This is a genomic window from Methanoculleus sp. DTU007 (genome assembly GCF_001512385.1).
GTDB lineage: Archaea > Halobacteriota > Methanomicrobia > Methanomicrobiales > Methanoculleaceae > Methanoculleus > Methanoculleus thermophilus.
The window spans coordinates 1-12576 of sequence record NZ_LFRO01000018.1 but is presented as its reverse complement, the minus strand read 5'-3'; the positions used below and the strand labels follow the sequence as shown (position 1 = coordinate 12576).

15 protein-coding genes are annotated in these 12576 nt (G+C 61.7%); 7 read left to right on the top strand and 8 right to left on the bottom strand.

Going from position 1 to position 12576, the window contains the following annotated elements; translation table 11 throughout:
- Positions 1 to 330: 330 nt before the first annotated feature.
- Together ACI94_RS01935 and uvsE are read left to right on the top strand one after the other, a co-directional pair.
- The gene (locus ACI94_RS01935; protein WP_066955423.1) at positions 331 to 1215 is read left to right on the top strand and encodes an endonuclease III; all 885 of its coding nucleotides are present in this window, start codon (positions 331 to 333) and stop codon (positions 1213 to 1215) included.
- Positions 1216 to 1249: 34 nt separating this feature from the next.
- Entirely contained in the window at positions 1250 to 2146 is an 897-nt protein-coding gene (gene uvsE / locus ACI94_RS01930) for a UV DNA damage repair endonuclease UvsE (RefSeq protein WP_066955420.1), read from the top strand.
- 17 nt (positions 2147 to 2163) lie between these two features.
- Here uvsE and ACI94_RS01925 read toward each other — a convergent pair whose 3' ends face one another.
- The 8 genes from ACI94_RS01925 to ACI94_RS01890 form a co-directional block, all read right to left on the bottom strand.
- Positions 2164 to 2589 carry a fasciclin domain-containing protein gene (locus tag ACI94_RS01925; protein WP_286681026.1) on the bottom strand — a complete coding sequence of 142 codons (426 nt, stop codon included), beginning with the start codon at positions 2587 to 2589 and terminating at the stop codon, positions 2164 to 2166.
- Positions 2590 to 2650: 61 nt separating this feature from the next.
- Positions 2651 to 3076 (bottom strand): fasciclin domain-containing protein, encoded by a 426-nt coding sequence (locus ACI94_RS01920; RefSeq protein WP_066955414.1) that lies wholly within the window; start codon positions 3074 to 3076, stop codon positions 2651 to 2653.
- 101 nt (positions 3077 to 3177) lie between these two features.
- Positions 3178 to 3606, bottom strand: a complete 429-nt coding sequence (locus ACI94_RS01915) for a fasciclin domain-containing protein (RefSeq protein ID WP_066955411.1) — start codon at positions 3604 to 3606, stop codon at positions 3178 to 3180.
- 223 nt (positions 3607 to 3829) lie between these two features.
- Positions 3830 to 4279, bottom strand: a complete 450-nt coding sequence (locus ACI94_RS01910) for a fasciclin domain-containing protein (RefSeq protein WP_066955408.1) — start codon at positions 4277 to 4279, stop codon at positions 3830 to 3832.
- A 136-nt stretch (positions 4280 to 4415) separates the two neighbouring features.
- Positions 4416 to 4985 carry a DUF447 domain-containing protein gene (locus ACI94_RS01905; RefSeq protein ID WP_066955405.1) on the bottom strand — a complete coding sequence of 190 codons (570 nt, stop codon included), beginning with the start codon at positions 4983 to 4985 and terminating at the stop codon, positions 4416 to 4418.
- Positions 4973 to 5779, bottom strand: coding sequence for a triphosphoribosyl-dephospho-CoA synthase (locus ACI94_RS01900; protein WP_066955402.1), 807 nt, complete (start codon positions 5777 to 5779; stop codon positions 4973 to 4975). The genes ACI94_RS01905 and ACI94_RS01900 overlap by 13 nt, the downstream gene beginning before the upstream one ends.
- Positions 5766 to 6899, bottom strand: coding sequence for a methanogenesis marker 9 domain-containing protein (locus ACI94_RS01895; protein WP_066955399.1), 1134 nt, complete (start codon positions 6897 to 6899; stop codon positions 5766 to 5768). The genes ACI94_RS01900 and ACI94_RS01895 overlap by 14 nt, the downstream gene beginning before the upstream one ends.
- Positions 6896 to 7390 (bottom strand): Holliday junction resolvase, encoded by a 495-nt coding sequence (locus ACI94_RS01890; protein WP_066955396.1) that lies wholly within the window; start codon positions 7388 to 7390, stop codon positions 6896 to 6898. The genes ACI94_RS01895 and ACI94_RS01890 overlap by 4 nt, the downstream gene beginning before the upstream one ends.
- Before the next feature lie 75 nt (positions 7391 to 7465).
- On the opposite strand from ACI94_RS01890, the gene cfbA reads away from it, so the two are divergent.
- The 5 genes from cfbA (at position 7466) to ilvE (ending at position 12421) form a co-directional block, all read left to right on the top strand.
- A complete protein-coding gene (gene cfbA / locus ACI94_RS01885; RefSeq protein WP_066955393.1) occupies positions 7466 to 7873 on the top strand; it encodes a sirohydrochlorin nickelochelatase in 408 nt (135 codons plus the stop codon).
- Between the two features lie 9 nt (positions 7874 to 7882).
- Positions 7883 to 9040: a coenzyme F430 synthase gene (gene cfbE, locus ACI94_RS01880; protein WP_066955389.1), complete on the top strand. Its 1158-nt coding sequence runs from the start codon at positions 7883 to 7885 to the stop codon at positions 9038 to 9040.
- 2 nt (positions 9041 to 9042) lie between these two features.
- The gene (gene cfbD / locus ACI94_RS01875; protein WP_066955386.1) at positions 9043 to 10107 is read left to right on the top strand and encodes a Ni-sirohydrochlorin a,c-diamide reductive cyclase catalytic subunit; all 1065 of its coding nucleotides are present in this window, start codon (positions 9043 to 9045) and stop codon (positions 10105 to 10107) included.
- On the top strand, positions 10104 to 11474 hold the full coding sequence (gene cfbB / locus ACI94_RS01870) for a Ni-sirohydrochlorin a,c-diamide synthase (protein ID WP_066955383.1): 1371 nt from the start codon (positions 10104 to 10106) through the stop codon (positions 11472 to 11474). Before cfbD ends, cfbB begins: the two co-directional genes overlap by 4 nt.
- A 77-nt stretch (positions 11475 to 11551) precedes the next feature.
- The gene (gene ilvE, locus ACI94_RS01865) at positions 11552 to 12421 is read left to right on the top strand and encodes a branched-chain-amino-acid transaminase (RefSeq protein ID WP_273259114.1); all 870 of its coding nucleotides are present in this window, start codon (positions 11552 to 11554) and stop codon (positions 12419 to 12421) included.
- The last annotated feature ends 155 nt before the right edge of the window (positions 12422 to 12576 follow it).

The window sequence follows — 12576 nt, the reverse complement described above, 5'->3', positions numbered from 1 at the left end:
GGGGCATCGCAACTGGGGGGTGGGGACAGGGGAGTGCGAGCGAAGCGAGCTTGAGAAACTCGGAGAGTTTCGAGGAACGAAGGGCGGAACGCCCTGAGTTCGAGCACCGTTAGGTGCGAAGGGGGTTCGCCCCCCCTCCCCTGTAACCTCTCCCCCCTATGGCGATATCCCCCACGGTCCAGTATATGGGCAGTCAAGTAGTATAGAGGGCCCTTCATCGTACCCCATCCATCATCACACCCTGACATCTACAGCGATGAAAAAGCCGACCCATTGATCCCGATCACCCCCCGCCCAACCTATTTCCCCCTGTCCGACAAACCAGATACCGTGATCGGCAGCCTCGACCCCGACCAGAACGACCTCGAACGGCGAATCCTCGAAGAGACCCGGGCGCACGGGATCACCCAGAGGGCCATCGCCCTCTTTCAAGACCTCATCCTCTCCCACTACCGCAACCACGGCCGCGATCTCCCCTGGCGGCGGACCACCGACCCATACCGGATCCTCGTCTCCGAGATCATGCTCCAGCAGACACAGGTCGAGCGGGTCGCCGGGAAGTACCGCGAGTTCCTCAACCGGTTTCCCGACTTTGCAAGCCTCGCCCGCGCGCCAAAGAGCGAGATCCTCCTCGCCTGGCAGGGGATGGGTTACAACCGCCGGGCAATCGCCCTCCAGAAGACGGCGCAGCGCGTCGTCGAGGAGTACGGCGGCCGGCTCCCCGCGGACGTCGAGACGCTCGCGACCTTCCCCGGCATCGGGAAGGCGACCGCGGCTGCCATCTGCGCGTATGCCTTCAATATGCCGGTCGTCTACATAGAGACGAACATCCGGCGGGTCTTCATCCACTTCTTCTTCCCCGAAAAAGAGGGAGTCAGGGATGATGAGATCCTCCCGGTCGTGGAGCGGGCCCTCTACCGGGAGAACCCCCGCGAGTGGTACAGTGCGTTAATGGACTACGGTTCGGTCCTAAAGAAACGGACGGCAAACCCAAACCGGCGGAGCGCATCCTACTCCCGGCAGAGCCGGTTCGAAGGCTCCGACCGGCAGGTCCGCGGCCGGCTGCTCGCCCTCGTCCTCGAGGAGGGTGCAGTCACGGAAGGTGAGGCCGCCGCCCGAACCGGTGAAGACCCCGGTCGGGTAAGAAGGATCCTCGCCGACCTCGCCCAGGAGGGGTTCGTCGCCGAGAGCGACGGGACCTACACCTGCAGGTGAAGGTTGATGCCGGAAGGGCGCCACCCCGCGGGGTATGAAGATCGGCTACCCGTGCATCAACAGGAGCATCGGCTGCTCCTCCGGGCGCACGTTCCGGCTCGCCTCGTACTCCCGCGAGCGGCTGGAAGAGACCCTCAGCAAGAATCTCCGCTGCCTCGATGCGATCCTCCGCTTCAACCTGGCATCGGATATCCTCTTCTTCCGGATCACCTCCGACCTCGTCCCGTTTGCATCGCACCCGGTCTGCACCGCCCCCTGGCGGGAGACCTTCTCTGAGACGTTCTCAGAGATCGGCCGGTTCATCCGCGAGCACGATATGCGGATCTCCATGCACCCGGACCAGTTCGTCATCATCAACGCCAAAGATCCGGAGATCATCGACAGAAGCCTTGCCGAACTTCGTTACCACGCCGCGGTCCTCGACGCCCTGCACCTTGATGCGACCGCGAAGATCCAGATTCACGTCGGCGGCATCTACGGCGACCGCAAGGCCTCGATGGAGCGCTTCTGCCGCGAGTATGCCCGTCTCGACGAGAGTATCCTCCGCCGGTTGGTCATCGAGAACGACGACCCGCGTTACACCCTGGCCGACTGCCTCGCGATCCACAAGGAGACCGCGATACCGGTCCTCTTCGACTCGCTACATCATCAGGTCAACTCCTCCGGGGAGACGGTGACCGAAGCGGTTGAACTGTGCAGCGCAACCTGGGGGCCAGAAGACGGCATCCCGATGGTCGACTACAGCACCCAGATGCCCAAAGCCCGGAAGGGCAGGCATACAGAAAGCCTGGACGGAGCGGCCTTTGCGCAGTTCCTCGGCGAGACCGCACCGACAGATATGGATATCATGCTCGAGATCAAGGACAAAGAAAAGAGCGCTCTTGCCGCCGTCGAGATCGCCCGCTCGGATAGGCGGTTCCTCCCAAGATAGAGCACTAAGAGCCCGGGTCAGGACGGGACGATCTCAACCACCGGCGGAACGAGCGCCGACGCGATGGCGTGGCAGATCCCGTTCGTGCAGAACGCATCGCTCTCGACGATCGGAACGCTGTTGACGGTTATGCCCCGATCGGACGACCGGAGGACGATCTCTGTTCCGATACTCGACCTGACGGCGGCAAGGCTCTTGAGATCCTCCGAGGTAAACTGCCCCGGAACCACATGGTAACTCACGATCAGGAGAAGTTTGTCCGGGTCCTGCCGCAGTTCGTCCATCCGCTCTTTCGGGACCCGGGCAAACGCCTCGTCCGTCGGGACAAAGACCGTGAATGGCCCCCTCTCGCGAAGCATCGGCTCCATCCCTGCAATTCTGACGAATTCAAGGAACACGGTGAAGCTTCCGGAATCCTCCAGGGTTTCGATGATGCTCTTCATGGTGTTCCCTCACTCTATGCAGGATTATTTATACATTCTCACGGCTCATCCAGGATCCACTCTATGCAGCCACGGTTCTCGCAACCGGGGGAAGGAGCAACGTGTAGATCGCGTGGCAGATCCCGTTCGTACACCAGGCATCGGACTCTACAACCGGGACGTTGTTGACCAACACTCCTTCCGGCGCGATCTCCACGGTCAGGTCATCACCCTCCAGCGACCGCAGGGTCCGTATCCCGAGGAGATCTATCATGGAGTGCACTCCCGGGACGATATGGTAGTTCAGGACATCGATGAGCCGGTCGGCATCTCCCCGGATGGCGTCGAGCTCCGACCGGGATACCATCCCAAACGCGTCGTCGTTCGGGACAAAGAGCGTATACGGACCTTCGGTGCTCAGCCTCCCTTCCAGACCGGCTGTTCGAACGAGGTCAAGGAAGATCGTAAACGACCCCGATTCCCGTAGAGTTTCAAGGATACTCTTCATGCAAACCAGCTCCCGCCGTGGGATGGGGTGGCGAGGTTATAAAACTGCGGGTGGTCCCGCACGATCCCCGTGAGAGCCTGCAGACCGGGGTGATATCCGTATCACCGCGTCACCCGCGCCTCGACTGCACGGGGCAGGAGCACCTGATCGATGACATGGTACATCCCATTTGTGCAGTCGACGTTGGCCTGGATGATGGCAGCATCATTCACCTTCACCATCTCCGGACCCCCCTCAATCTCCAGGTGGTCGCCCTGAAGAGTCCGGATCGCCTCCATCTGAGCCAGTTCCTGTACGGTGAGTTTACCCTGGACCACATGGTACTTGATCAGGCTGGTAAGTCGCTCCCGGTCGACCATGACCGCATGCAGCACCTCTGCGGGAAATCTGGAGAATGCTTCGTTCGTCGGGAAGAACGCAGTATACTCTCCAACCTCGTCCAGGAGGGGCACCATCTCACCGACCTGTACTATCCGAAGCGAGGTGCTCAGCCGGTCGTCCTCACGGGCAGTCTCAAAGATGCTCTTCATCGGTTGTCCCCCAAGATGGACTGCGGGATCATTTGTAGAAGTATATATAATTACGTCAATAGTTCTCCGTCAACAATCCCGACCGGACAGGGACTGCATGCGACTGGTTGAGAGGCCAGACTGGATATGCCCGCTTGTGGCAGCATGGAGCTGAATTTGGCATCGAACTAGCGCAACCCCGGATACAGAGGCACAAACGCCGGGCAAAAAAAGGGTTTCTCGTTCACTCGCTTGCCGATGGCGTGTAAGCCTCAAAGGCCTGCGAGAGGGTCACAAAGGGAACGCTATCAAGGGCGTGGATGATGCCGTTGTCGGCCTTGATATCCCCCTCGAGCACGAGAGCCTCATCAACCTGCGTGCCCCGCTCGGTCTTTCGGACCATGATGCGATTTCCTTCGAGAGTCTCCACGACATTCTTTGCAAGCAGTTTATCGAGAGTACACGCATGGTTCCCTATCGTAAAGAAGTCGATGAGATGCGAGAGCATCTGCTTGTCGTTTAAGATCATCGACCTGTTCGGCTCGGGGATCGCGTCCCATGCCGAGTCAACCGGAGCAAAGAACGTCATCGGCCCCTCACCCTGCAGCATCGCATCCTCACCGAGGGTCTGGACAATCTCGATGAGCCGGCTGAATCTTCCATCGCTCTTGAGTATCTCAAAGATCTTCGCCATACCAGGCACCTTCCTGTAAGGGCCTTCCGTGGAGATCATTCTATATATTGATTATTATAGTTCAAACATCATAGAAAAAGTGCTCAATGCGAGCGCCTGCTCGCATTCTGACCGGATGGAGGAGTATTATACTCCCTCACTCACCGGCCCGGTCGGCGATATATCGCTTGAGGAGTTCAAGCGCCTCCCATTCCCGGGGCCCCCCGCACTTCCGCGCAAGGCCGGCGTGGTGCTCGATCAGTTCTCCGAGCCAGGGGTCGCGGTTTTTGACGTAGCGGGTGGCGTGGACCGTCGCGTCCACGATGCTCGCAAAGCCCCGGTTCACCGGGTGCAGTTGGAGATCCAGCACCTCTTCACGGAGGGGAGTGAGCCGGACCGTGATCGCCTCGTCTCCCGACCGCTCCACGTCCGCAGCAAATGCAGCCCAGGCCTCAGCATCGCGGAGCCGACAGACGGTCATCCCGTCGACCTCCTCCCGGACGAAGGCATCATCGGGGAGGTCGTCAAACGCCGTGCGGACATAGATGACGGGGTCAAAGGTGAAGTTCGCCACCACCCAGCGGTCGCGGACGACATTCCGGGCGGTGTGGCTCCCGCGGAAGAGGACCATATGGAGCGTTCCGTTCCGATTGATGATCCCCATCGGGGCGGCGTTGCCGTCGGTGGTCGCGATCACCTCGTTGATCCCTTCGGTCAGCAATCCCACCGCCACCCCTCCCCGAGGGCTACGTAGATCCCGGCAATCGTGATATCGGCGATCGAGCCGGGATTTATGCCGTCTCTGATGCACTCCACATCGAATGCAGTGAGATCGCGCTTATTCTCAAGCACCTCTGCCGCACACCGCATCGTCCGCTCCGCAACCTCCATCCCGTGCTTCTTTGCGATAAACGTATCCGGCTCCGTCGCAAGAAGGTCGAGGAATGCATCCACGATTGCCTTCCGTCCGCACCCGTGCGCATGCAGCAGGTCCGCACACCGGCGTGTCAGGGCAAATCCGTTCGTCCACTCCCGGGCAACCATATCCCGGGGCGCCGAGTAGGCCATAATATCTGCAAGGGTCATCCCCCGCTCCCGGATCGCGGCGATTGAGGCCGGGTCGTTCACGTCCAGGTCGTCGCTCTCTCCCATCCGAACGCTCGTGAGGCCGAAGGCCGCATAAAAATCGACCGCGTCCTCGACATCGGTTTCAGCAACGACCCTCCGTGCTCCCTCGATATCCCCGCCGAGGACGAGGGGAACGAGGAGGATGAACGCCCCAAAATGGGTGTTTCCTCCGGAATGATTGTTCGTCCGGCGGACCGCCTCACGGATCAGGCTTCCGACCCGGCCGCCGTCCCTCTCGGCCGCATCGAAGACGGGTCGTGCGAGGATCGTCGAGGCGAGAAAGTGTTCAAGACGCGTATCCTCATAGTCGTGGCACCGGTCCACGTTCCCGGGTTTCGGATAGGCGCAGACCTCGAGCATCATCGCCATCTGCGCACGTTCAGCTCGATTCATCGGCGGATTCTTCCTCGAATATCCTATGCACGATCTGTTCGGAGAGGCGGCGCTTGCAGCGCATGTACTCGCGTGGAGAGAGATCGATCTTTTCAAGCGTCATGTTCCGGAACATGCAGGGCGAGCTGATCTTGCAGCACCAGGCGAGGCCCCCAAAGCAGGTGGTCTTACCGCCGTCGAGCGGAGTCCCCTTGACCGCCTCCTGTTTGAGTTTCAGGTACTCCTCCCGTGAGAGCCCAAACTTCTGGAGGGCAGGGATGAGCGGGCAGGCCTTCACCGGCATGCAGCAGAAGGCTAGCGACCGGATATCGCCGCCCCGGCAGAGCTGTTTTGGGGCGTTGTACCACCCGCACTCATCGGCGAACCGGGTGATAGCGGCATCGAGGCCGGCAAGCGTCCAGGGGTCGGACTGCCTGGCAAGCGAAACGAGATCAGCCCCGTGTGAGAAGGCGTTCATCGCACGGTCGAAGGTATTGATGGAGTTGTTTGCTATCAGCATCAGGGGGGAGGCGTTGCGGATCTGGCGGAGCCTTACGTGCCCGAAGTCCATCAGGTCGACATGAAGGATATCCGCTCCCGCTTTCCAGACGGTCCTGGCAAGATCGGCATCATTGGCAACACCGGCACGCATCTTCACCGAGACCGTCACGTCCTCCGCCTTTAGGGCACGGATGATCTCGACGAGCTTTGCCGGATTCTTGAGGAGGTACTCCCCGCACCCCGCCTCAAGCATCGCGGGCTGCCGGCAGTGCGCATCGATCTCGTAGACCACCTGGTCCTCAAACGCAGCGGCGACCTCGGCATACGCGGCAGGCGTGCTCCCGCGGAGGTTGAGGCCGGTAACGACATCGCTCTGCTTTAAGGCATTGACCTCTTGCTCCAGCGCCTCAATGGGATCGTCGTAGAGAAACTCTTTGCGGCCCTCTGCGGCCATCTTCCGGCTCGCCTCAAGGGTGGGGGCGTCGATGGAATAGCCGCCGATGAAGGCGACCCCGACATGAGCCGCCCGCTCAAGAACATAGGCGGCATCCACGATCCCTGCCATGGATGCGATTGCCACCGGTGTTTTTACGACACGATCGTTTATGAGGAGCTCAAAACGATCATATGCTTCCATCATGCTTCTCCATCCGTTGGTGGTGAGAGAGGATATTGATTTGTATCCGCCCCAAGTTCATACTCGCCATTGGAACGGGTGAGCGCACAGCAGAGACGGAAATCCTCGATTGAGATGCCTGGGGCGGTCCGGTAGCGCTCAAGGACCTGCTCCCATGGCATGAGGTACGCCTCCTTAGGTATTCCCGCCCCGAACCTGAACTCAACGGCAAGAAACCCCCTGCGTCCGGTCTTTCGGATGAAATCGGTGATCGAGTCGACCTGATGGACGTTATTCTTATCGAGGTGAAAGTGCTTCGAGAAGTAGAGTTTCTTTCCGGAGATCGACTTGCACTCGATGGCCAGGTAGTAGCGGGGGTCGAGGGAGTCGACGAGAACGTCAACATACTGGGTATTGAACTTACTCTGCTTGAGCCGGTAGGCAAACCCCTGCATCTTCCGCTGAGCGAAAAATCGGTTGATACATGAGGCGACCTCCAATTCGAAATTTGCCATCACATAGATCTCGAACCAGGCCCTTAAAAACAATCGGTAATTATTTTAATAGGGCATCGTATTACATTGTAACATATGGGTATTAAAGGAATGTTACTGGTGGGGCATGGCAGCAAGCTCCCATATAATAAGGAACTGATCGAGACGACTGCGGAACTCATCGCCAGGAAGACCAACGAGTATATCGTCAAGCCCGGATTCATGAGCATCAACACACCGACGGTGGAGGAGCAGCTCGAAGCGTTCCGAAAGGAGAATATCGAGATGCTCGTCGTCGTCCCGCTCTTCCTCGCAAGAGGAGTGCACATCGATAAAGACATCCCCGAGATCCTCGGCCTTCCGGAAGGTTCACGGAGAGGCGAGTTCCAGCTCAACGGAAAGACGATCCCGCTCGTCTACGCCAATCCCATCGGCAGCGACCCGCTGCTTGCGGAGTTGATGCTGAAGAACGCGGCCGACGCGATCGCAAACCTGCAACCCTGAAGGGAGGATATGCGGGTCCTGGTGCTGGATACCATCCACGGCGGGGCAGACCTCGCCGCGGCGCTCCGGGATGCCGGCCACGAGACGGACGAAGTGGATGTCTACCGTGGAAAGACCGGGATCCCCACCTCCGAGGCGCTCGTCCGCACCTACGACCTCGTCACCGCGCCGGTTCACCTCGATCCCGACCACCCGATCTTACGTAAACACGGGCCAGCGGTCCCGCACCACGAGATGGTGCGGCGCATCCTGGGCGGCCGGCTCCCGCACCCCTTCATCGAGATCACCGGAGCGAGAGGGAAGACCACGACGGCCCATGCCATCGCGGCGCTGCTCCCGGGCCCGGGCATTCTGCACACATCGACCGGGACCTACCGCTACCCTGAGCGCGAACTGCTCTGGAGGAAGAGCATCACCCCCGCCTCCCTGATCCCGGCGGTCCGCGAGGCGGAGCGGATCGGCGGGTGGCTGGTCGCCGAAGAGTCGCTCGGGGTGACCGCCGCCGGGGACGTGGCGGTGCTGACCTCGGCGGAAGACTACCCGATCGCGGCAGGAAAGAAGCGCGCGATAACGGAGAAGTGCCGGCTGCTTTCCCGGGCACAGACGGTCGTCCTCCCGCCGGGGATCGATCTTCCCGGCGGGATCGCGGCCGGGGATATCGTATCCTTTGAAGAAGAAACGTGCCGCTACTCCGGAAACGGGGTTACCGGGACGTTTACAAACCCGCTCTGCACGCTCCCCGGCTACCAGACCCCGCTAGCGCTCGCGGCGGCGACGGCCTGCATCCTCGGGATCCATCCCTCGCCCCTCGGGGGTTTTTCCGCCCTCCCCGGCCGGATGGCAGCCCGGTGGGAAGGGGAGGTCCTGGTCCTCGATAACGCAAACAGCGGGACGAACATGGCGACCACCGTTGAGGCCGTCCGCTATGCCCGGAACCTCTCGGGCAACGCCCCCTTAACGCTCGTCATCGGCGAGGAGGCGCGAGCAATCTGCGAGGGGTTCCCGGCCGAGGAGGTCCGCCGGACGGTCGAGGCCGTCGCGCCGGCTGCAACCGTCTATGTCGGGGAGGGCCACGCGGCGGCGACGCTTGAGGAGGGGCTTGCCGCCGCCCGGAGCATCACCCCGGCTGGAGCGGCGATCGTCCTTGCAGTCAAGACGTGGAGATAAACATGGACTACATTCAACCAAGACCGAGTTCAATCGTCGCGGCGCTCTATACCGCCCGCGACCTGGGGGTGGACGTGGCGGTCCTCCACGGCCCGTCGGGCTGCTCGTTCAAGCACGCCCGGCTCCTCGAGGAGGACGGCATGCGGGTCCTGACGACGTCGCTTGCCGATAACGAGTTCATCTTCGGCGGGCACGACCCGCTTGTGCGGGTGCTCCGCTACGCCGAGGAGGCGTTTCACCCCCGGCGGATGGCGGTCGTCGGGACGTGTGTTGCGATGATCATCGGCGAAGACCTCCAGTCGGCGGTCCAGGACGCTAAAATTGAGACCCCGACGATCGCCGTCGATATCCATGCAGGGTTTCGGGAGAACATCGAGGGCGTTCTTGCGGCACTCGAGCCTGCGGCTGACGCAGGCTGGATCAGCGCCGAGGAACTGGAGCGGCAGCGGTATCTCCTTGCAAAAGCAAACGAGGTCGAGCGGCTGCGGGGAGCGGCCTCCAGGACCTACATCGAGCCTTCCCGCGGCGACCTCAAGCACGTCGCGGCGAGAAGGCTTGTCGAGCTCGCAGACTCCGGCGCCACCGGGGTCGCGGTGATGAACGCGAAGAAAGAGACCGCGTATATGTTTGCCGACGAACTCGTTGCGCTCCACGAGGTCTGCCCGGACGCCGCGGTCACGTATCTGGCAAACCTCGAGGACAGGGGGCTCCCGAAGGTCCGGGATGACGCCGCCCGGATCCTTGCCGGGATGCGGGAGATGGGGGTTGACCCGGAACTGCTTGGTGCGCTCGATGAGTACGGGGCGAACGGGCCCGCGATCGGGGAGCGGATCCGCGAGCTCGATCCCGACTTCGCCCTCCTCGTCGGGGTCCCGCACGCCGTTCCACCGGAGTACACCCGCGGGATCGAGGTCTTCTCGATCACGAACGGCCCCCGGCAGGTGGAGCCGCTCCGGGAGATGGGCCACCGGCACGTGATGGTCGAGATCGACTTACACCCTAAAACCCTCGGTGTCCGCGAGATCGTCGAGAGTGAGTTCGGGGCAGTCCTTCGGAGTATGCGATGAAGTCCTTTCTTATCGCCGGCGACCGCTCGGGGAGCGGGAAGACAAGCATCACGCTCGCGCTCTCGGCCCTCCTCTCGGCCGACCGGACCGTCCAGACCTTCAAGGTCGGGATGGATTACATCGACCCCTCCTACCTTACCGGGGTGACGGGCCGGCCCTGCCGGAACCTGGACGGCTACGTCATGAGCCCGGACGAGGTCCGGGCGGTCTTTGCCTACGGGTGCCGGGGAGCGGATATCGCCGTCGTCGAGGGGGTGCGGGGGCTCTTTGAGGGCGCAGAGGCGCTCACGGACCTCGGGAGCACCGCCGCCATTGCAAAGCAGCTCGATCTCCCAGTCATTCTGGTCATCAACGCCCGGAGCATCACCCGGAGCGCGGCGGCGATCGTGAAGGGGTTTCTGGCCTTCGACCCGGAGGTCGATATCCGGGGGGTGATCTTGAACAACGTCACCGGGACCCGCCATCAGGAGAAGGCAGTCAGAGCGATCGAGCACTACTGCGGCATACCGGTCGTCGGCACTATCCCCCGGGGGGAGGAGATGGAACTTGCGATGCGCCACCTGGGCCTTGTGCCCTACCTTGAGGGGCAGGGGCACGAGGAGTTCCATGCCCGGATCGAGGCGGTGAAACGGATGATCGGCGAACACGTCGACCTAGAGGCGCTCCTTGGACTCGCCCGGGACGTTACGCCGGTCCCGGATGGGGACGATCTGTATCCGATACCCCGCGACCCGGACGTCCGGATCGGCGTCGCGCTCGATGAGGCCTTCAACTTCTACTACGCCGACCTCTTTGACCTGCTTGCAGCGTTCGGTGCAGAGGTGGTCCCGTTCTCCCCGATCCATGACACGCTGCCGGATGCCGACGGCTACATCTTCGGCGGCGGCTACCCGGAACTCTATGGCCCGGAGCTCGAGGCGAACACCACGATGCGGGAGGAGGTCCGCGAGGTCTCACGGAACGGGACGCCGATCTACGCGGAGTGCGGAGGGCTCATCTACCTCACCGACCGGGTGGTCCTTGCTCCGGGGTTCATGAACGCCGAAACGGAGAGGACGTACGACCTCGCCGGGGTCTTTGCCGGGGAGACCCGGATGCCGGCCCGCCGGATGCTCGGCTACGTCGTGGGGACGAGCGCGGCCGAGAGCCCCGTGGGCGAGGCGGCGTTCAAGGGCCACGAGTTTCACTACAGCAGCGTCGACCTCGCACCGGGAACCCGCTACGCCTACCAGCTCTCCCGGGGGAGCGGGATCCGCGACGGGCTCGATGGTGCGGTCCGGGACCGGACTATCGGGAGTTACACCCACCTCCACCCGGTGACGAGCCGAAAGATGCTCGCGCATTTTGTGGACTGCTGCCGGGAATGAGGGGGGCGTGAATTCTACACCGATATCGAAGGCATGAAACGTAAAAGATACAAGCAACTCAAGACCACACTACTTCCATGATCATTTACCTTGACGGCAAATACGTCCCGGAGGAGGAGGCGAAGGTCTCGGTCTTTGACCACGGGCTCCTCTACGGCGACGGCGTTTTTGAGGGGATACGCGCCTACAACGGAAGGATCTTCCGTCTTGACGAGCATCTCGCACGGCTCTACGACTCAGCAAAGACGATCGATCTCGCCGTCCCGCTCACAAAGGAGGAGATGGCCGAGGTCATCAAGGAGACGCTCCGGCGGAACAACCTAAAAGACGCCTACATCCGCCCGATCGTGACCCGCGGCAAGGGCGATCTCGGTCTTGACCCCCGGAAATGCCCAAAGCCAACCGTCATCGTCATCGCCGTCACCTGGGGTGCAATGTACGGCGACCTCTACGAGAAGGGCCTGCGGGCCGTCTGCGTCTCGGTCCGGCGCACTCCCCCGGAGTCGATGCCGCCGAACGTCAAGAGCCTCAACTACCTAAATAACATCCTCGCAAAGATAGAGGCGAACTACCGCGGCGTCGACGAGGCGATCTTCTTCGACACCAAGGGCCACATTGCCGAGGGCTCGGGGGACAACATATTCCTGGTCAAGAACGGCGTCCTCCTCACCCCGCCGACCTTGAACAACCTGCGCGGCGTCACCCGTAATGCCGTGCTGGAGATCGCTACGTCGATGGGGCTTACCATCATCGAGCGCAACCTCGGCTACTTCGACCTCTATACGGCCGACGAGGTCTTCGTCACGGGGACCGCGGCCGAGGTCGGCCCGATCCGCGAGATCGACGGCCGGGTCATCGGGAACGGCAAGCCCGGTCCGATCACCCGCCAGCTGATGGCGGCCTACAAAGCCCTCACCCAGAAGGAAGGAACCCCGATCTACGAGTGAGATCCCCGGGCCGCAGGGCGGCCGGGGATTCTCCTGGCATAACTTTTTTATCTTCAGACGCCGAAGTTGTATAGCACTTTGGTGCACACACTCGCTGCTATAGTGTAGGGGCCAATCATGTCGGCCTTTCACGCCGACGACTGGGGTTCAAATCC